This window comes from Methylobacterium ajmalii, assembly GCF_036448855.1.
GTDB lineage: Bacteria > Pseudomonadota > Alphaproteobacteria > Rhizobiales > Beijerinckiaceae > Methylobacterium > Methylobacterium ajmalii.
Genome location: NZ_JAZFXT010000024.1, coordinates 94,564 through 111,946, shown reverse-complemented (window position 1 = coordinate 111,946; position 17,383 = coordinate 94,564). Strand labels below are relative to the sequence as shown.

The following is a 17,383-nucleotide window of genomic DNA, read 5'->3' as shown; positions in this document are numbered from 1 at the left end:
TCGCGAAGGTCTCTCCGTCTTTGTCAGGTCGCATTTTCTGCGACGAACTGGTTTCCACTTCGTCGGAAAATGCTCGAGCGATGCGCGAACGCCCCGCCTCCCGGCTCCTCGTCCTCGACGGCGAGGACCGGCTGCTCCTGTTCCGTTTCGCCTTCCGCGGCGGGGCGCTCGCCGGCGAGGAATACTGGGCGACGCCGGGCGGCGGCGTCGAGCCCGGCGAGAGCTTCGCCGAGGCCGCGATCCGGGAATTGCGGGAGGAGACCGGGCTGACCTGCCCGGAGACGGCGCCCGAGGTCGGTGCCTGCCGCTTCGTCATGCGGATGCAGGACGGCGAATGGGTCCGGGCGGAGGAGCGCTTCTTCGCGTTGCGGGCGGGGACCGATCCCCTCTCCCGCGACGGCTGGACGGAGAACGAGGTCGAGGTCCTGGCCGAGCACCGCTGGTGGTCGCGGACCGAGCTCGCGGTACCGCCGATGCAGGTCTACCCCCAGGACATCCTGGCCTATTACGACGCGGCGCGCTCCGCCCTGGAGGGTCCCGCGTAAAGCCGCGGGACCGAAAGGAGGCTCCGCCGCTAGAGAGCGGCCTCCTCGGCGTCGAGCGAGGCGAGTTCGGTGCGCGCCTGCGAGATCAGGCGGGCATGCTGGAGCTGGAGGGCGCGGCTGTTGGCGCCCAGGCCCGCGGAGGAGCGGATCTCGGCGAGCGTCCGCTCGTAATCCTCGAGCTGGGCCTCGAGGCGGCGGCGGCGTTCGTTGAGGGTATGGGGCATTCCGGGTTCCCTTGGTGGGCGGGCCCGCGCGGTGACGGGCCGGCCATGAGCCAAGCTTGGGCCGCCGGAACGGCCAAGCTCTACCAACCATGGTCACGGATGCGGCGACAATGCGGCACGGCCGCCCCGCATGGGGCGACCGCCTAATCGGTGTGGCTTAAGTCCCTCGGCTCAGAAGCCGCGGTAGTAGCCGCGCGGGCCGTAGCCGTAGCCGCGATGGCCCCAGTGGCGGTGCCCGAAGTGGCGCGGGCCGCGGAAGCCGTAGCCGGGGCCGAAATGGCGACGGTGGCCGTAGCCGTAGCCGCGGTGGCCCCAGTGGCGGTGACGGCCGTAATAGCCGTACTGCGCCCAGGCGGTCGGCGCGGAGGTCGCCGCCGGGGCGGCGCTCTCGCTCAGCGGAGCGGCGCTCGCGCCCTGCGGCATGGCGGCCGCGCCGCCCAGGATCAGTCCGGCCGCCAGAATCACGGTCTTCAGCACGTCGTCGGTCCTACTCATGCAAGAAGGCCTCCCGGGAGAGGCGGTCGCCTCGCGATCGAGGCATGGACGGCTGAAACGCACGGAGGCGGGAAAGCGTTGCGCCCGCTCCGTCGGATGGTGAACGGGACCGATCGTCGATCGAACGGATCCCGGCCCACCCTCAGGCGATCTTGAGCGTCATGTCGACCACCCGGGCGTTGGTCGCCCCCTTCACCAGCGCGATGCCGTGCTCGCAATTCTCGCGGCGGACGTAGCCCTCGCCCGAATCGGCCACCACCTCGCCGTTCTCGGCCCGCAGGCGCCAGCGCCACTCGCCCTTGCCGTCGCGATAGAGTTCGAAGCGCATCGGCGGTCTCCTGCCTGGATGACATGAGGGATGGAGATGGGGCCGAATGGACTGACGACAACGCCGAGAGGCCGGAGAGCCTGACGCCATGTCATCATGGTGCCGCGTCGCGGCAGCGTCCTCCGCGTCCGCGGGACGGACCCGTTCGCCACCAAGCCGAATCTCGCGCGGGTCGACGTCGCCATCGTCACCAGGGGAAAGACGCTCGACGGCGCGGTGGACGCCCATGGTGATCCCACCCGGCGCGTCCAGGAGATTCTCAAATCGCTCGAGACCGCCGGCATGACGGTCGAGACGAGCGTTTTTCGCCTGAACCGGGAATCCGAGCCGTACCGCATGGCTGACAACCCGAATCCGAAGCCGCCGAATCAGCCGTTCACCGCCATCACGGAGATGACCCTGACCGTGCCATCCGTCGGAACCGTCGACGAGGCGGTCAACCGGCTGGCGGCGAGCGGAGTCGTCGAGGTCCGCAAGATCACCGACGCGGTCGCCTCGGAGCGGCAGGCCCTGAACGAGGCACGGCGTGCCGCCGTGCTCGATGCCCGCGAGCAGGCGCGCATCTATGCCGAGGCCGCGGAGCTGAAGCTGGTGGAGATCACCGAGATCACCGACGGCGAGGCCTCGCCGCCGGACGGCTATGCCGACATGCCACGCCCCCGCGTCGCCCGGATCATCCCGCCGGCGGTTGTCACCTTCTCCGCCGCCGTGACGATCCGCTGGCGGATCGCGCCACGCTGACGCAGCGCCCGAAACGAAAGACGCCCGCGCTCCTGTCCGGAGCGCGGGCGTCTCAACTTTCAGTGCGGATCAGGCCGTTCAGCGCGGGGCGCGGTCGAGCCAGCCGATCGCGCGGCCGTCACGGTTGCCGCCGCCACCCGCCGGACGCTGCTGGCGGTTGCCGTCGGTGCGCTGGCCACCCTGGGGACGGCCCTGGCCCTGGCCCTGCGCCCGGCCCTGACGACCCTCCTGGCCGCCGCGGCCGTCGTTGGCGCGGGGCTCGCGGTGCTCCTGCGGACGGCCGGCGCCGTGGCGCGGCTGGCCCTGACGGCCGGCCGGCTGGCCCTGGCGCCCACCGGGCTGCTGGCCCTGGCGGCCGCCGCCGGGACGCTGGCCGCGCGGGCCCGAGCCGGGCTGGCGCCGGTCGCGCTCGGCCTCGGCCACGGCCTGGGCGGCTTCCTCGCGGCTCGGGGGCACGAAGCCCTCGGGGATCGCCATCACCGGCACCTTCTGGCGGGTCAGGCGCTCGATGTCGCGCAGGTAGGCCTTCTCCTCGTCGTTGCAGAACGAGATGGCCAGACCGTCCTTGCCGGCGCGCGCGGTGCGGCCGATGCGGTGGACGTAGGCCTCCGGCACGTTCGGCAGGTCGAAGTTGACGACGTGGGACACGCCGTCGACGTCGATGCCGCGGGCGGCGATGTCGGTCGCCACCAGCACCCGGCAGGTGCCCGCCCGGAAGGCGGCGAGCGCCCGCTCGCGCTGCGGCTGCGACTTGTTGCCGTGGATCGCCGCCGAGCCGATGCCGTCGCGCTCGAGGCCCCGCACCACGCGGTCGGCGCCGTGCTTGGTGCGGGTGAAGACCAGCACCCGGTCGATCGACTGGTCGCGCAGGATGGTGGCGAGCAGCGACTGCTTCGAGCCGGTCGGCACGAAGACGACCTTCTGGTCGACCCGCTCGGCGGTGGTGGCGACCGGGGTCACCGCGACCTGGACCGGGTTCTTCAGGTACTGGTCGGCGAGGCCGGCGATGTTCTTCGGCATGGTGGCCGAGAAGAACAGGCTCTGGCGCTGGGCCGGCAGCAGCTTCACGATCCGCTTGAGGGCGTGGATGAAGCCGAGGTCGAGCATCTGGTCGGCCTCGTCGAGGACGAGGAACTCGACGCCGTCGAGAGTCAGCGAGCGGCGGTCGATCAGGTCGAGGAGCCGGCCCGGGGTGGCGACCAGCACGTCGACGCCGTTCGCCAGCACCCGCTCCTGGCGGCCGATGGTGACGCCGCCGAACACCACCGTGGTGGTGAGCTTCAGGAACTGGCCGTATTCCTTGAAGCTGTCGGCGATCTGGCTGGCGAGCTCACGGGTGGGCGCGAGCACCAGCACGCGGCAGCTGCGGCGCGGCGCGGGCTTCGACGGGCTCTCGCTGGCAAGACGGTGCAGGATCGGCAGCGCGAAGGAGGCGGTCTTGCCGGTGCCGGTCTGCGCGATGCCGCACAGGTCCTTGCCCTGCATCGCCGGCGGGATCGCCTGGGCCTGGATCGGGGTCGGCGTGACGTAACCGGCCTGGGCAAGCGCCTTCAGGATCGGCGCCGCGAGGCCGAAATCGGTGAACTGGGTCAAGGGAATCTTCTTGAATTTTGGCAGCGGGATCGCCGCAAGGCGCGCGCAACGCACGGCCTTCATCGCGATCCGATGTCAGGAGACCGCCCGCGTGATGGAGCGATCCAAGGGACGAGCGATTAAGAGAGGGCCGGGCCTGCCGCGCAGGTGCCGCGGCGAAATCCGTCACGCAGCCCTCTCGAGCGGGCCACGATCGGCCGCTGACGCTGCAATCCGCCATATGGCGTTGTGCGGGTGCGAAGTCAATCGCCGGGCGCGGTGCAGCATGGGACGGCCTCCCCTGCACCCGGCGCGCGGCTTGCGCCCCGGCCCCCTGGGATCGATGCTGCGGCCGGGCATCCGCCGGGTGCGCCAGCCCGGAGCCCATTCGTGACGCCTCGTCATCCCGCACTCGCCCGCGCCGAGGCCTTCGCGCAGAGCTACGGCCTGCGCCGGCCGCTGCTGCTCGCGCCGATGGCCGGGGCCTGCCCGCCGGCGCTCTCGGTGGCGGTGATGCGGGCGGGCGGGCTCGGAGCCTGCGGGGCGCTGCTGATGCAGCCCGCCGCGATCCTGGCCTGGGCCGAGGCGGTGCGGGCGGCCGGCCCGTTCCAGATCAACCTGTGGATCCCCGATCCCGCCCCCGTCCGCGACCCCGGGCACGAGGCGCGCCTGCGGACATTCCTGGGCGGCTTCGGTCCCGCCGTGGCGCCGAAGGCGGGCGACGCGACGCCGCCGGACTTCTTCGCCCAGTGCGAGGCGGTGATCGAAGCCCGGCCCCGGATCGTCTCCTCCATCATGGGGCTCTACCCGCCGGATATCGTCGCGCGGTTCAAGGCGAGCGGCATCGCCTGGTGGGCCACCGTCACGACGGTGGCGGAGGCGCTGGCCGCCGAGGCGGCCGGCGCCGACGCGGTGGTGGCGCAGGGCGCCGAGGCCGGCGGACACCGCGGCAGCTTCGATCCGGCGAAGGCCGAACTGGCCGCAATCGGCCTGATGGCGCTGCTGCCGGCGGTGGTCGACGCTGTGCGGATTCCGGTGATCGCCACCGGCGGCATCGCCGATGCCCGTGGGGCGGCGGCGGCCCTGCTGCTCGGCGCCAGCGCCGTGCAGGCCGGCACCGGATTCCTGCGCTGCCCCGAGGCCGGGATTTCCGCCCCTTGGGCCGACGCTCTCGGCCGGGCCCGTCCCGAGGATACGCGGCTGACGCGCGCCTTCAGCGGCCGCGCCGGCCGCAGCCTCGCGACCGAGTACGTCGCGGCCGCCGCGGCGCCGGATGCCCCGGCGCCCGCCCCCTACCCCGTCCAGCGCGGTCTGACGCAGGCGATGCGCGAGGCGGCGGCGAAGACGGGCGACCTTGCCCGCATGCAGGCCTGGGCCGGGCAGGCGGCGGGGCTGGCGCAAGCGGTGTCGGCGGGCGAGGTGTTGGGCGGAATCTGGAGAGGGGTGGAGGAGACGTTGGGCTGAGTCTCACTCCTCCGCCGCCAGCGGCTTCGCCACATCCTCCAGCGATTTCCGCTCCGCCGCCACGCCCCAGATCCCCGCGACGATCCCGGCCGCGATCATCAGCACCGAGGCCAGCAGGTAGCCGCCGAAGATGGCGTTGCGCGAATGCCCCTCGATCAGCACCCCGAACAGGGCCGGCCCCGCCGCTCCGACCGAGGTGCCGACCGCGTAGAACAGCGCGATGGCGAGCGCCCGGATCTCGAGCGGAAACACCTCGCTCACCGTGAGGTAGGCCGAGCTCGCCGCCGCCGAGGCGAAGAAGAACACCGCCATCCAGCACACGGTCAGGGTCGTCGCGGTGACGATCTCCTGCTGGAACGCCCACCCGCTCAACGCCAGCAGCACCCCCGACATCCCGTAGGTCGCGGCGATCATGGGTTTGCGGCCGAGCGTGTCGAACAGCCGCCCGAGCAGCACCGGACCGAAGAAGTTGCCGGCGGCGAAGGGCAGGATGTACCAGCCGACCCCGTCCGCCGGCACTTTGTAGAAGTCGATCAGGATCAGCGCGTAGGTGAAGAAGATCGCGTTGTAGAAGAACGCCTGCGCCGACATCAGCGCGAGGCCGACCCAGGCCCGCTGCCGGTAGGCCTTGAGGGCGGCAAGCACCTCGGCGAGCGGCGTGTGGCTGCGCTGGCGCAGCCGCGCCTTCGGGAACGGGCCTTCGGTGAGGGTGTGGCCCTCGGCGCGGAAGCGCGCCTCGATCCCGGCGACCAGGGCCTCGGCCTCCTCGTGGCGGCCATGCGTCATCAGCCAGCGCGGGCTCTCGGGGATCCAGGTGCGCAGAAAGAGGATCACGAGCCCGAGGAAGGCGCCGAGCCCGAAGGCGACGCGCCAGCCCGTATCCGGCCCGAACAGGGCGGGATCGAGCACGACGAGCGAGGTGCCGGCCCCGAGCACCGCGCCGAGCCAGAAGCTGCCGTTGATGACGAGATCAGTCCAGCCCCGGGCCCGGGCCGGGATCAGCTCCTGGATGGTCGAGTTGATCGCCGTGTACTCGCCGCCGATGCCCGCGCCGGTGAGGAAGCGGAAGAGGCAGAAGCTCCACAGGTTCCAGGACAGGCCGGTGGCGGCGGTGGCCGCGAGGTAGACCGCCAGCGTGATGAAGAAGAGCTTTTTCCGCCCGAGCCGGTCGGTGAGCCAGCCGAAGCCGACGGCGCCGAGCACCGCGCCGGCGAGGTAGCTCGAGGTCGCGAGCCCGATCTCGGCGTTGGAGAACTGGAGCGTCGGGCTCGCCTTGAGCGCGCCGGCGAGCGCGCCCGCCAGCGTCACCTCGAGCCCGTCGAGCACCCAGGTGATGCCGAGCGCCAGCACCACCAGCGTGTGGAACCGGCCCCAGGGCAGCCGGTCGAGCCGGGCCGAGACGTCGGTCTCGATCACGCCGCCGACGGCGGGGCGGGTGGCGGTGGGGTGCGTCATCGGGGCCCTTCGCTCTGACCGTGCCGGAACGGAGATGGCCCCCGAGGCCGCCAGGGGAACCCGAAACCGATCAGAAACCTCGGCGACCCGCCCGAAAGCCCGCTCTACGCCTTGGCGTGTTCCTTCACGCCGACCGGCTTGAACACCCCGGTCGAGGTCGCGACCACTCGTCCGGCCTCGTCGCGGATCTCCGCGTCGCAGAACAGGATCGACTGGCCGGCCCGCGCCACCCGGCCCTCCGCCAGCAGCACGCCGTGGCCGGGGGACAGGAAGCGGGTCTGCATGTCGAGGGTCACCACCGGACGGCCGGCGGTGAGGCGCGCCACCGTGCCCATGGCGATGTCGAGCAGCGTGCAGAGGATGCCGCCATGGGCGATGCCGAGGTTGTTGCCGTGCTGCGGCCCGAGCGCCAGGCGCAGGCGGGTGCGCCCCTCCACCACCTCCAGGGCCTCGATGCCGCAGTGCCGCGCGAACGGGATCGTCGCCCCGTAGATGGTGCCGTCGTCCGTGCCGTGCTCCGCCTCGTCCATCGTCCGCTCCCGCTAACTCCAGGCCCGTATGGGCAGAGTTCGCCGGCCTGGCAATTCGGGCCGGCATTTCGGCGTGCCGCCGTCCGAAGTCGGTCTGGCGGTGCCGGGGGGCGGTGCTAAGAGTGGGGGCATGAGCGCTTCTCCCCCCTCCTCCTTCGTCCGTACCCGCTGGTGGTGGGTGCGCCACGCCCCCGTCCGGGGCGACGGCGGCCGCATCTACGGCGGCGCCGACATCGCCTGCGATTGCAGCGACGCCCACGTCTTCTCCGCCCTCGCCCCGGTCCTGCCCCGCGGCGCAGTCTGGGTCGCGAGCCATCTCGGCCGCACCCGGCAGACCGCCGAGGCGTTGTGGCAGGCGGGCGACTTCACGGTGGACGGCAGCGGCCCGCGGCTCACCGCGCTTCCAGCCCTGGCCGAGCAGAACCTCGGCGCCTGGCAGGGCCAGGACCGGGTGCGGTTCTTCGCCGACCGCCAGCCCCTCGCGGCGAGCTACTGGTTCGCCCCCGCCGAGGAATGCCCGCCCGGCGGCGAAAGCTTCTCGGACCTCTCCGCCCGGGTCGGCGGCGCCATCGCCGAGCTCACCGCCGAGCATAGCGGGCGCGACATCGTGGCGGTGGCCCATGGCGGCACGATCCGGGCCGCGATCGCGCTCGCCCTGAACCTGCCGCCCCAGGGTGGCCTCGCCTTCGCGATCGAGAACTGCTCGCTCACCCTCCTCGACCATTACGACGGCCCGGACGGCGCCGGCTGGCGCGTCGGGATGGTCAACGCCCAGCCCTGGCTCGGATCGGCGGAAGGGACCGGACCGGCGGCGTGAGGCGCCGCCATACCGATTTTCCCGGGCCGACCCGCTCGGCTCGCAGTTGACAACCGGGGGCGCTTGTCCGGACCATGCACCCGGGCGCCCTCGACGGCGTACCGCACGAACGAACGTCTTCGACGAAGGACGGACCGGGTGAGGACAACGCTTATGGCGGCGACGCTCGTCGCCGCGATGCCGATCAATGCTCTGCAGAGCATGGCTTGGCAGGGGGTGGCGCGTGCGCAGACGGCGCCGGCTCCAACAGTCTCCCAGCAGATCTCCGACGGGGTGGTGCGCCTCGGCTTCCTGCTCGACATGTCGGGGCCCTATGCCGACGTGACCGGGCCAGGCAGCGCGGCCGCCGCCCGCATGGCGGTGGAGGATTTCGGCGGCACGGTGCTGGGCGCTCCCGTCGAGGTCGTGGTCGCCGACCACCAGAACAAGCCCGACATCGCGGCGACCACCGCCCGGGCCTGGTTCGACACCGGCGGGGTCGACGCGATTCTCGACGTGGCGGCCTCCGCCACCGCGCTCGCCGCCGCCGACATCGCCAGGGCCAAGAACAAGGTGATCGTGTTCAACGGTCCCGGCGCGGTGCGGCTCACCAACGAGGCGTGCTCGCCGGTCTCGGTGCACTGGGCCTACGACACCTACGCGCTGGCGAATTCCACCGCGCAGGCCACCGTCAAGGCCGGCGGCGATTCCTGGTTCTTCGTCACCGCCGACTACGCCTTCGGCCAGGATCTCGAGCGCGACGCGAGCGCGGTGGTGAAGGCCCAGGGCGGCTCCGTGCGCGGCTCCGTGCGGGTGCCGCTCAACACGGCCGACTTCTCGTCCTTCCTGCTCCAGGCACAAGGCTCCGGCGCCAAGGTGGTGGGGCTCGCCAATGCGGGGGCCGACACCACCAATGCGATCAAGCAGGCGGCGGAGTTCGGCCTGACGCAAGGCGGCCAGAAGCTCGCCGGGCTCCTCGTCTACATCAGCGACGTCCACAGCCTCGGCCTCAAGGCGACGCAGGGGATGCTGCTCACGGAAGGCTTCTACTGGGACCTCGACGACGAGACCCGGGCGTGGTCGAAGCGTTATTTCGAGCGGGTCGGCAAGATGCCGAACATGTCCCAGGCCGGCGTCTACTCGACGGTGATGCACTACCTGAAGGCGGTGCGGAAGGCCGGCACCGACGAGACCGGGCCGGTGATGCAGGCGATGCGCGATACGCCGGTCGACGACTTCTACGCCCGCGGCGGCCGCATCCGCGAGGACGGCCGCATGGTCCACGACATGTACCTGTTCGAGGTCAAGAAGCCCGAGGAATCGAAGGGGCCGTGGGACCTCTACAGGCTGGTCGCGACCGTGCCGGGCGACAAGGCGTTCCAGCCGCTCGCGGCCTCGCGCTGCCCGCTGGTGAAGAAGTGACGGCGGACGCGCGCCGCGGACCGGCGCGCCGTCCTGTTGCCCCTGAAGGGAGGTCCCGACCATGACCCTGCGCTGGCGCCGCCGGCCGGAGGGCTCGACCTGGGGCGATTTCGGCCCCGACGACGAGCTCGGCCGGCTCAACCTCCTGACACCCGAGAAGGTGCGCCAGGGCGCCGCCGAGGTGCGGGAGGGCCTGACCTTCTGCCTCAGCCTGCCCCTCGACTATCCGGGCGGCAACGTGCTCAACCCCCGGCGCCACCCGCCGCAGATCCGGCCGACCGTGCGGGCGAGCGGCCGCCCCAACATGAATTTCCCGGTCTGCGAGGAGGTGCCCGACGCCACCGACGTGATCAGCGACGACCTCGCGGTGCTCCACCTGCAATATTCGACGCAGTGGGACAGCCTCGCCCATGTCGGCTCGCTGTTCGACGCCGAGGGCGACGGCACCCCGCGCCCGGTCTACTACAACGGCTTCCGGGCCGGGACCGACATCACCGGCCCCGCCACGCCGGAGGAGGCCGGCGCCCCCTCCCGTGCCCGGGCGCTCGGCATCGAGCGGCTGGCCGAGCGCGGCATGCAGGGCCGCGGCGTGATGATCGACCTTCATGCCCATCTCGGCGAGGCCCGGGTGGCGGTGGGCTACGAGCAGCTTCGCCGCATCCTCGACGCCGACGGGGTGACGGTCGAGCCGGGCGACATGGTCTGCCTGCATACCGGCTTCGCCGAGCGACTGCTCGGCATGAACCGCAACCCGGACCCGGCGATCGTCCACGACCTCTGCGCCGGCCTCGACGGGCGCGACCGCAAGCTCCTCAACTGGATCACCGATTCGGGTCTCGCCGCCCTCATCGCCGACAACTACGCGGTCGAGGTCCATCCGGCGATGCCGGCGGAGGGGTGCTGCGCCACCCTCCCCCTCCACGAGCACTGCCTGTTCCGCCTCGGGGTCAATCTCGGCGAATTGTGGCACCTGACCCCGCTGGCGAACTGGCTGCGGGCCAACGGGCGCCACCGCTTCCTCCTGACGGCGCCGCCCCTGCGGCTGCCCGGCGCGGTCGGCTCGCCGACGACGCCGATCGCCACCGTGTGAGCCCGATCATGACCGCGCCGCTCTTCACTCCCGTTTCCCTCCGCGACGTCGCCCTGCGCAACCGCGTCGTGATCCCGCCGATGTGCCAGTACTCGGCGGCCGGCGGGATGGCGGGCGACTACCACCTCGTCCATTACGGCCGCCTCGCCCTCGGGGGCGCCGGGCTGGTGATCCTGGAGGCGACCGCGGTGGTGCCGGAAGGCCGCATCACCCACGGCGATCTCGGGATCTGGTCGGACGCGCACGGCGCCGCGCTCGCCCGGATCGCGGCCTTCCTCAAGGCCCATGGCGCGGCCGCCGGGGTGCAGCTGGCGCATGCCGGCCGCAAGGCCAGCATGCAGCGGCCCTGGGAGGGCAACGGCCCGCTCTCGGCCGAGGAGATCGCCCGCGGCGAGGCGCCCTGGCCGATCGTGGCACCGAGCGCGGTCCCCCTCGACGAGGGCTGGCTGATGCCGGCCGAGCTCTCGGGCGACGACCTCGACGCCCTGACCGAAGCCTTCGTCGCGGCGGCCCGGCGGGCGGAGGCGGCGGGGTTCGACGTGATCGAGCTCCATGCCGCCCACGGCTACCTGCTGCACACCTTCCTGTCGCCGCTGACCAACCGGCGCGAGGACGCGTTCGGGGGCGACCGGACCGGGCGGATGCGGTTTCCCCTGCGCGTCGCCCGGGCGCTGCGGGAGGCCTGGCCTGCGGGCAAGCCGCTCTTCGTGCGGGTCTCGGCGGTCGACGGGCTCGAGGGCGGCCTCACCCTGGACGACACGCTGGCCTTCGCGGGCGAGTTGCGGGCGCTGGGGGTCGACGTGCTCGATTGCTCGTCGGGCGGGCTCGCCGGCTCCGCCACCGCCGCGCGGATCCGGCGCGACTACGGCTTCCAGGTCGGCTTCGCCGAGGCGGTGAAGCGGGAGACGGGGCTCGCCACCATGGCGGTCGGCCTGATCGTCGATCCGCGCCAGGCCGACGCCATCGTGGCCGAGGGCCGCGCCGACCTCGTGGCGGTCGGCCGCGAGGCGCTGGCCGACCCGAACTGGGCGGTCCGGGCGAGCCGGGTCCTCGACGGGACGCAGGAGCCCGGCTTCGAGGCGTGGCCGCAGCAGGCCGGCTGGTGGCTGGAGCGGCGGGAGAAGGACATCGCCCGGCTGGGACCGTGGCGGGCGTGAGCCTCAGCACCCCGGCCCCTCCCATCCACACCCTCGTCCTGAGGTGTCGGCCCATTAAACATGGACCGAACCTCGACGGAGGGCGCCAGATGTCGGCGCGCTTCCTGGAGCCCTCCTTCGAGGCTCCTCTCACGTCTGCGATCGGCGAGCGCCGGAACCTCAGGATGAGGGTGCGGGTGGGACGAGCCGGCAGCCGCGGATGAACGCCGGTCGCGGACGGCTCGCAACGATGACAATCAATCGAAACGGGAGGACATCATGAGCGAGATCGCGGTCGTTGGCGCCGGACTGATGGGGCACGGCATCGCCCTGGTGCTGGCGCTCGGCGGGCACCGGGTGCGGTTGACGGACAGCCGGCCCGAGACCCTGGAGCGGGTGCCGGGCCTGATCGCCTCGGCCCTCGACACCCTGCGGGAGGCCGGCGCGGTTTCCGCCGACTGGACGCCGGAGCGGGCGGCGCAGGCCATCCGGCTCGAACCGGACCTCGCCGCGACCGTGGCGGGGGCGAGCCTCGTCATCGAGGCGATCACCGAGAACCCGGAGGCCAAGCGCACCCTGTTCGCCGAGCTCGACCGGCTGTGCGCGCCCGAGACCCGGATCGCCAGCAACACCAGCTACCTCGACGTCTTCCCGCTGATTCCGGAGGCCCGGCAGGCGCGGGCGCTCGTGATGCACTGGTACACCCCGCCCTACATCGTCGATCTCGTCGACGTGGTGCCGGGCCCGCGGACCGATCCGGCGGTGATCGAGGAGGCGCGCCAGCTGGTGCTCGGCCTCGGCCAGGTGCCGATCGTGCTCAAGCGCTTCATCCCGGGCTACGTCGCCAACCGGATCCAGTCGGCGATCTCGGCCGAGGTCTACCACCTGCTCGACGAGGGCGTGGCGTCCGCCCGCGAGATCGACGACGCGATCATCCACGGCCTAGCGCTGCGCATCCCGATCCTCGGCCACCTCGCCAAGGCGGACTTCACCGGCATCGAGCTGCTGCGCCACGCGCTCGCCAATGCGAGCTACAGCCCGCCTCCGGCCCGCACCCGCTCGGAGGCGGTCGACGATCTCGTCGCGCAGGGGCGCACCGGCGTGATGGCGGGAAAAGGCTTCTTCGACTGGGGCGGACGCGACCCGGCCGAGCTGTTCCGCGACCGCGACCGGCGCCTGCTCGCGCTGAAGCGGGCCATGAAGGATGTCGGCCGGATGGAAGGCGAGTGAACCGGTCGACCGGAGCCGCCGCGGCGCTATAACGGGTAGCCCTGAGGCGGAGAGAAGCGGCGGCCCATGTTCGAGTTCCCGGTCCTGTTCGGCGACATCGGTGGCACCAACGCGCGCTTCGCCGTGCAGGAGACGCCCGGGGCCGAGCCGGTGGTGCTCGCCCACGAGAAGACCGCCGCCTATCCCGATCCGAGCGCGGCGATCCGGGCGGCGCTCGCGAAGAGCGACGTCGCCCCGCCCCGCTCGGCGATCCTGGCGGTGGCCGCCCGGGTCGACGGGCCGTCGGTCCACCTCACCAACGCCCACTGGGTGATCGAGGGCGAGCGGATCGGCCGCGATTTCGGCCTGAAGAGCTGCCGGGTCGTCAACGACTACGTCCCGGTGGCGGCCGGCGCCGCCGCCCTCGACCCGGCCGGGCGCGACAGCTCGATCCTCGAGCAGATCGGCCCGACGCTGTGCCCCGACGGGGGCGCGCGCCTCGTCCTCGGCCCCGGGACCGGGTTCGGTGCCGCCGCGCTCGTACCCTACGGCAAGCAGCTCGCCATCGTCTCGACCGAGGCCGGGCACATCGATTTCGGGCCGAGCGACGCCGACGAGGCCGCGTTCTGGCCGAACCTCGCCCGGATCGAGGGACGGATCACCGTCGAGTCTCTGCTCTCCGGACCCGGGCTGACCCGGCTGCATGCCGGCCTCGGCGGCGGCGAGGCCGATCCGAAGGACATCACCGAGCGGGGCATGTCGGGCGAGGACCCGGCGGCGCGGCGCACCCTGCAGGTGTTTTCCAAGCTGCTCGGGCGGCTCTGCGGCGACCTCGCCCTCACCTTCCTGGCCACCGGCGGGGTCTATATCGGCGGCGGCATCGCGCCCCGCATCCTCGACGTCCTGAACGACGGCACGTTCCGCCGCGCCTTCGAGCACAAGCCGCCCTTCTCCGACCGCATGACGCAGATCCCGACCTGCGTCATCACCATCGCCGACCCGGCGCTCACCGGCCTCGCGGCGCTCGCCTGCCAGCCCGACCGGTTCGCCTATGACGGGCAGCACTGGGTGGCGTGAGCGGGGCCGCTCAGTACCCGTTCCACAAGCCCGGCGTCGCCAGCTCCACGAGGTGGCCGTCGGGATCGCGGAAGTAGAGGCTGGTGCCGCCCCGCGGCCAGGTGGTGCGGCCCTCGATCGCGATGCCGTGCACCCCGAGGTGCCGCTCCCAGGCGTCGAGCGCGTCGGCCGGGATCGACAGGGCGAGATGGAGCGGGCCCGCCCCGTCATGCGGCGGGATGGTGCCGCCGGGGGTCGCGACCGGGCGGAGCGAGCCGCCGCGGGGAAACAGCAGCAGGACGCCGCGCCCGGCGACGTCGTAGGCCCGCATCCGGTGGTCCTCGTACAGGCACGGCAGGCCCATCGGCCCGCCCCAGAACGCGGCCGCTCGCGCGAGGTCGTCGACGTAGAGGACTGTCTCGAGGATCCCGGCGATCGGCGGCATGGCTGGCACCTCACGTCGGACCAACGCCCGGACGGCCCCTGCGGTTACGCCGCCGCGGCCGGGTTGACCGCGTCCTCGGCGAGTTCCGACAGCAACTCGTCGGTATTCTCCTCCTCGATCAGCGTCTCCTTGATCAGCTCCTCGGCCTCGCCGAATTCCAGCTGGCGCGCCCAGGCGAGCAGCGTCCCGTAGCGGGCGATCTCGTAATGCTCGACCGCCTGCGCGGCGGCGATCAGCCCGGCGTCGAGGGCCTCCCCGCCGGCGAAGTCCCGCATCACCTCCTCGCCCTCGGCGAGGATCCCCTGGATCGCCTGGCAGGTGACGCCCTCGGGCTTCTCGCCGACGATCCGAAACACCTGGTCGAGGCGCTTCACCTGCTCGCGGGTCTCCTCCAGGTGGACGCCGAAGGCCCCGCGCAGGGCGTCGGAGCGAGCGGCCTGGGCCATCTTCGGCAAGGCCTTCAGGATCGCGTTCTCGGCGAAGTAGGTGTCCTTGAGCTGGTGCAGGAAGAGCGCCCGAAGGGTCTTGTCGTCGGCCATGCGTATGCTCCCGTGGGGTACTGAAGTGCCCCCGGCAACGCCCCGTCGTCCGGCTTCGTTCCGGCATGCGACGACCCCGCCGTCGGCCCTGGCGGGCACTCGAAGAAAGAATCCAGGAGCTTTCATGACGGATGGAGGATTCCTCCAAGGTCAGCCCGTCTTCGACGGGTCGAAAGCCGATTCAACGAATCCAATACGTTGATGGACGATCTTATCTCCAACACGCAACCTCATCCTGAGGTGTCGGTCGATTGAAAATCGACTGACCTCGAAGGAGACCTCCAGCAGGCGGTGTGATCCTTGGAGCCCTCCTTCGAGGTCAGTCCATCTCTGATGGACTGACACCTCAGGATGAGGTCGAGGGTGGGACAAGGGCTCTTGCTGTAATCCGGCAGGCGTCGATGGTCCGATACCTCGGGATTAAGTGTCTCTCAAAAAACCCCCGATCACCGCCTCGGCTTGCTGTGGCAGCGACGTTGCGGCGGGAGTTTTGTGAGGTGCACTAAGTTGTCGATGGGATGAAAAGCGCTCGTGAGAGCAGGCGCACTTGTCGAACAGGCCATGCGAGACGACACTTCTATAAGTCCGCTAGCTGGCCCATGACATCACAAAAAAGGCCCAACCTCGTCGACCACCGCGAGGTCGGGCCTGACAATTTACCGCCCCAAGGTGCGCACTCAGCGCACCGCGATGATCTCGATCTCATGCTCGGCGAGCGTGACGGTGTCGCCGGCCTGCTTGCCGGTGAGCGCGCGGGCGAGCGGCGCCACGTAGGCGATGCTGCCCTTGGCCGGATCGGCCTCGTCCTCGCCGACGATGCGGAAGGTCTGCTCGTCGTCGTCGTCGCGGGCGATGGTGACGGTCGATCCGAAATGCACGGTGTCGCCGGGAGGCTGCTCGACCACCTGGGCCGAGTTGCGCCGGGCGGTCCAGTAGCGCAGGTCGCGGTTCACCCGCGCCATGTTCGCCTTGTCGTCGGGCGACAGGCCGGCATGCTCGGTATGCAGCCGGTCGAGCTCCGCGTCGATGAAGGCGAGGCCCTCCGGCGTGACGAAGTTGGGGTGCGGGGAGACGGGACGGTCGGGGAGGTCCTCGAAGGCTTCCCCGCCCTCCTTCTCGCGAACGAAGGCGATGCTCATGAAACGGGCAATGCGCGAGGCCACGCCAAGGTTCCGTCTCCCGGCACGGTCAGGCGATCGTCACCACCACCCGCCCGCGGGTGCGCCCGGCCAGGATCTCGGGGCCGCGCGCGATCACCTCGGCGAGCGGCACCGTGGTGGTCATCGCCGAGAGGGCGGCGGGGTCGAGGTCGCGGGCGAGGCGAGCCCAGGCCTCGCGGCGCAAGGGGAGCGGCGCCATCACGCTCTCGATGCCGTAGAGCGCGACGCCGCGCAGGATGAAGGGCGCGACGGAGGTCGGCAGATCCATGCCGCCGGCGAGGCCGCAGGCGGCGACGGCGCCGCCGTAGCGGGTCATCGCCAGAGCGTTGGCGAGCGTCGTCGCGCCGACCGCGTCGATCGCGGCGGCCCAGCGCTCCTTGCCGAGCGGCTTGCCCGGGGCGCTCAGCTCGGCGCGGTCGATGATCTCGGCCGCGCCGAGGCAGCGCAGGTACTCCGCTTCCTCCGCGGCACGCCCGGTCGAGGCGACGACGTGCCAGCCGGCGCGGGCGAGCAGCGACACCGCCACCGAGCCGACGCCGCCGGCCGCCCCGGTCACCAGGGCCGGACCGGATTGAGGCGTGAGTCCGTGGCGCTCCAGCGCCAGCATGGCGAGCATCGCGGTGTAGCCGGCGGTGCCGATCGCCATCGCCTGCTCGGGGGTGAGGCTGGCCGGCAGCGCCACCAGCCAGTCGCCCTTGACGCGGGACTTCTCCGCGTAGGCGCCGAGATGGGTCTCGCCGGTGCCCCAGCCGTTGAGCACCACGGCGTCGCCGGGCTTCCAGTCCGGATGGGAGGAGGCCTCGACCACGCCGGCGAAGTCGATGCCGGGAATCATCGGCCAGCGCCGCACGACCGGCGCCTTGCCGGTGAGCGCCAGCCCGTCCTTGTAGTTGAGGGTGGAGTGGGTGACCCGGACGGTGACGTCGCCGTCCATCAGATCGGCCTCGTCGAAGTCCTTGAGCGCGACGCGCTGGCCGCCCTCGCCCTTCTCGATCACCACCGCCTTGAAGGTACCCACGCCGTCGCCTCCCTGTCCGCGCGCGGCCTTCGTGCCGCGTCGCCGACCCGGGTTGTGGGGCGCGAGCCCCCCGGCGGCAAGGTGACGACGGCCCGGGTCGGACCCGGGCCGGGGGTCGGCAAGGGAGCGGCCCGGGTCCGGCCCGGGCCGCGCATCGG

19 protein-coding genes are annotated in these 17,383 nt (G+C 71.9%); 9 read left to right on the top strand and 10 right to left on the bottom strand.

Going from position 1 to position 17,383, the window contains the following annotated elements:
* Positions 1-80 precede the first annotated feature (80 nt).
* On the top strand, positions 81-545 hold the full coding sequence (locus V3T34_RS10885; RefSeq protein WP_305076713.1) for an NUDIX hydrolase: 465 nt from the start codon (positions 81-83) through the stop codon (positions 543-545).
* Between the two features lie 29 nt (positions 546-574).
* Here V3T34_RS10885 and V3T34_RS10880 read toward each other — a convergent pair whose 3' ends face one another.
* The 3 genes from V3T34_RS10880 to V3T34_RS10870 form a co-directional block, all read right to left on the bottom strand.
* Positions 575-769: a hypothetical protein gene (locus tag V3T34_RS10880; RefSeq protein ID WP_060848604.1), complete on the bottom strand. Its 195-nt coding sequence runs from the start codon at positions 767-769 to the stop codon at positions 575-577.
* Positions 770-940: 171 nt separating this feature from the next.
* Entirely contained in the window at positions 941-1,264 is a 324-nt protein-coding gene (locus V3T34_RS10875; RefSeq protein WP_305076714.1) for a hypothetical protein, read from the bottom strand.
* Positions 1,265-1,406: 142 nt separating this feature from the next.
* Positions 1,407-1,592, bottom strand: coding sequence for a YegP family protein (locus V3T34_RS10870; RefSeq protein WP_305076715.1), 186 nt, complete (start codon positions 1,590-1,592; stop codon positions 1,407-1,409).
* A 96-nt stretch (positions 1,593-1,688) separates the two neighbouring features.
* Here V3T34_RS10870 and V3T34_RS10865 point away from each other — a divergent pair, with 96 nt between their 5' ends.
* Entirely contained in the window at positions 1,689-2,333 is a 645-nt protein-coding gene (locus V3T34_RS10865; RefSeq protein ID WP_305076716.1) for an SIMPL domain-containing protein, read from the top strand.
* 78 nt (positions 2,334-2,411) lie between these two features.
* Here the strand turns inward: V3T34_RS10865 and V3T34_RS10860 are convergent, their stop codons facing one another.
* Positions 2,412-3,926: a DEAD/DEAH box helicase gene (locus V3T34_RS10860; RefSeq protein WP_305076717.1), complete on the bottom strand. Its 1,515-nt coding sequence runs from the start codon at positions 3,924-3,926 to the stop codon at positions 2,412-2,414.
* 369 nt (positions 3,927-4,295) lie between these two features.
* Here V3T34_RS10860 and V3T34_RS10855 point away from each other — a divergent pair, with 369 nt between their 5' ends.
* Positions 4,296-5,369, top strand: coding sequence for an NAD(P)H-dependent flavin oxidoreductase (locus V3T34_RS10855; protein WP_091888272.1), 1,074 nt, complete (start codon positions 4,296-4,298; stop codon positions 5,367-5,369).
* Between the two features lie 3 nt (positions 5,370-5,372).
* On the opposite strand, the gene V3T34_RS10850 is transcribed toward V3T34_RS10855, so the two are convergent.
* Together V3T34_RS10850 and V3T34_RS10845 are read right to left on the bottom strand one after the other, a co-directional pair.
* Positions 5,373-6,824 carry an MFS transporter gene (locus V3T34_RS10850; RefSeq protein ID WP_305076718.1) on the bottom strand — a complete coding sequence of 484 codons (1,452 nt, stop codon included), beginning with the start codon at positions 6,822-6,824 and terminating at the stop codon, positions 5,373-5,375.
* Between the two features lie 104 nt (positions 6,825-6,928).
* Positions 6,929-7,354 carry a PaaI family thioesterase gene (locus V3T34_RS10845; RefSeq protein WP_305076719.1) on the bottom strand — a complete coding sequence of 142 codons (426 nt, stop codon included), beginning with the start codon at positions 7,352-7,354 and terminating at the stop codon, positions 6,929-6,931.
* A 130-nt stretch (positions 7,355-7,484) separates the two neighbouring features.
* Between V3T34_RS10845 and V3T34_RS10840 the strand changes: the two genes are divergently transcribed.
* The 6 genes from V3T34_RS10840 to V3T34_RS10815 all read left to right on the top strand — a co-directional run bounded on the left by V3T34_RS10840 (position 7,485) and on the right by V3T34_RS10815 (position 14,084).
* Positions 7,485-8,171 (top strand): histidine phosphatase family protein, encoded by a 687-nt coding sequence (locus V3T34_RS10840; RefSeq protein WP_060848599.1) that lies wholly within the window; start codon positions 7,485-7,487, stop codon positions 8,169-8,171.
* Positions 8,172-8,309: 138 nt separating this feature from the next.
* Positions 8,310-9,572 carry an ABC transporter substrate-binding protein gene (locus V3T34_RS10835; protein WP_407942690.1) on the top strand — a complete coding sequence of 421 codons (1,263 nt, stop codon included), beginning with the start codon at positions 8,310-8,312 and terminating at the stop codon, positions 9,570-9,572.
* A gap of 61 nt (positions 9,573-9,633) precedes the next feature.
* Complete coding sequence (locus V3T34_RS10830; protein WP_305076720.1) at positions 9,634-10,662, top strand: cyclase family protein; 1,029 nt, start codon at positions 9,634-9,636, stop codon at positions 10,660-10,662.
* A gap of 8 nt (positions 10,663-10,670) precedes the next feature.
* Positions 10,671-11,819: an NADH:flavin oxidoreductase/NADH oxidase gene (locus V3T34_RS10825; protein WP_305076721.1), complete on the top strand. Its 1,149-nt coding sequence runs from the start codon at positions 10,671-10,673 to the stop codon at positions 11,817-11,819.
* Positions 11,820-12,077: 258 nt separating this feature from the next.
* The gene (locus V3T34_RS10820) at positions 12,078-13,028 is read left to right on the top strand and encodes a 3-hydroxyacyl-CoA dehydrogenase family protein (RefSeq protein WP_060848596.1); all 951 of its coding nucleotides are present in this window, start codon (positions 12,078-12,080) and stop codon (positions 13,026-13,028) included.
* A 66-nt stretch (positions 13,029-13,094) separates the two neighbouring features.
* Positions 13,095-14,084 (top strand): glucokinase, encoded by a 990-nt coding sequence (locus V3T34_RS10815; RefSeq protein ID WP_060848595.1) that lies wholly within the window; start codon positions 13,095-13,097, stop codon positions 14,082-14,084.
* Positions 14,085-14,094: 10 nt separating this feature from the next.
* Here V3T34_RS10815 and V3T34_RS10810 read toward each other — a convergent pair whose 3' ends face one another.
* From V3T34_RS10810 to acuI, 4 genes are all read right to left on the bottom strand, one after another.
* Positions 14,095-14,508, bottom strand: coding sequence for a VOC family protein (locus tag V3T34_RS10810; protein ID WP_091888260.1), 414 nt, complete (start codon positions 14,506-14,508; stop codon positions 14,095-14,097).
* Positions 14,509-14,552: 44 nt separating this feature from the next.
* Positions 14,553-15,047 (bottom strand): YciE/YciF ferroxidase family protein, encoded by a 495-nt coding sequence (locus V3T34_RS10805; RefSeq protein ID WP_305076722.1) that lies wholly within the window; start codon positions 15,045-15,047, stop codon positions 14,553-14,555.
* A gap of 677 nt (positions 15,048-15,724) precedes the next feature.
* On the bottom strand, positions 15,725-16,186 hold the full coding sequence (gene greA, locus V3T34_RS10800) for a transcription elongation factor GreA (protein ID WP_060849552.1): 462 nt from the start codon (positions 16,184-16,186) through the stop codon (positions 15,725-15,727).
* 49 nt (positions 16,187-16,235) lie between these two features.
* Entirely contained in the window at positions 16,236-17,225 is a 990-nt protein-coding gene (acuI, locus tag V3T34_RS10795) for an acrylyl-CoA reductase (NADPH) (RefSeq protein ID WP_305076723.1), read from the bottom strand.
* Positions 17,226-17,383 lie beyond the last annotated feature (158 nt).

Bases quoted from the DNA above. Each gene is read 5' to 3' on its own strand.
- V3T34_RS10870 (WP_305076715.1), bottom strand. From the start codon at position 1,592: ATGCGCTTCGAACTCTATCGCGACGGCAAGGGCGAGTGGCGCTGGCGC.
- V3T34_RS10810 (WP_091888260.1), bottom strand. From the start codon at position 14,508: ATGCCGCCGATCGCCGGGATCCTCGAGACAGTCCTCTACGTCGACGAC.
- V3T34_RS10875 (WP_305076714.1), bottom strand. From the start codon at position 1,264: ATGAGTAGGACCGACGACGTGCTGAAGACCGTGATTCTGGCGGCCGGA.
- V3T34_RS10840 (WP_060848599.1), top strand. From the start codon at position 7,485: ATGAGCGCTTCTCCCCCCTCCTCCTTCGTCCGTACCCGCTGGTGGTGG.
- V3T34_RS10845 (WP_305076719.1), bottom strand. From the start codon at position 7,354: ATGGACGAGGCGGAGCACGGCACGGACGACGGCACCATCTACGGGGCG.
- V3T34_RS10820 (WP_060848596.1), top strand. From the start codon at position 12,078: ATGAGCGAGATCGCGGTCGTTGGCGCCGGACTGATGGGGCACGGCATC.
- V3T34_RS10865 (WP_305076716.1), top strand. From the start codon at position 1,689: ATGGTGCCGCGTCGCGGCAGCGTCCTCCGCGTCCGCGGGACGGACCCG.
- V3T34_RS10825 (WP_305076721.1), top strand. From the start codon at position 10,671: ATGACCGCGCCGCTCTTCACTCCCGTTTCCCTCCGCGACGTCGCCCTG.
- V3T34_RS10850 (WP_305076718.1), bottom strand. From the start codon at position 6,824: ATGACGCACCCCACCGCCACCCGCCCCGCCGTCGGCGGCGTGATCGAG.
- V3T34_RS10815 (WP_060848595.1), top strand. From the start codon at position 13,095: ATGTTCGAGTTCCCGGTCCTGTTCGGCGACATCGGTGGCACCAACGCG.
- V3T34_RS10830 (WP_305076720.1), top strand. From the start codon at position 9,634: ATGACCCTGCGCTGGCGCCGCCGGCCGGAGGGCTCGACCTGGGGCGAT.
- greA (WP_060849552.1), bottom strand. From the start codon at position 16,186: ATGAGCATCGCCTTCGTTCGCGAGAAGGAGGGCGGGGAAGCCTTCGAG.
- V3T34_RS10805 (WP_305076722.1), bottom strand. From the start codon at position 15,047: ATGGCCGACGACAAGACCCTTCGGGCGCTCTTCCTGCACCAGCTCAAG.
- V3T34_RS10885 (WP_305076713.1), top strand. From the start codon at position 81: ATGCGCGAACGCCCCGCCTCCCGGCTCCTCGTCCTCGACGGCGAGGAC.
- V3T34_RS10880 (WP_060848604.1), bottom strand. From the start codon at position 769: ATGCCCCATACCCTCAACGAACGCCGCCGCCGCCTCGAGGCCCAGCTC.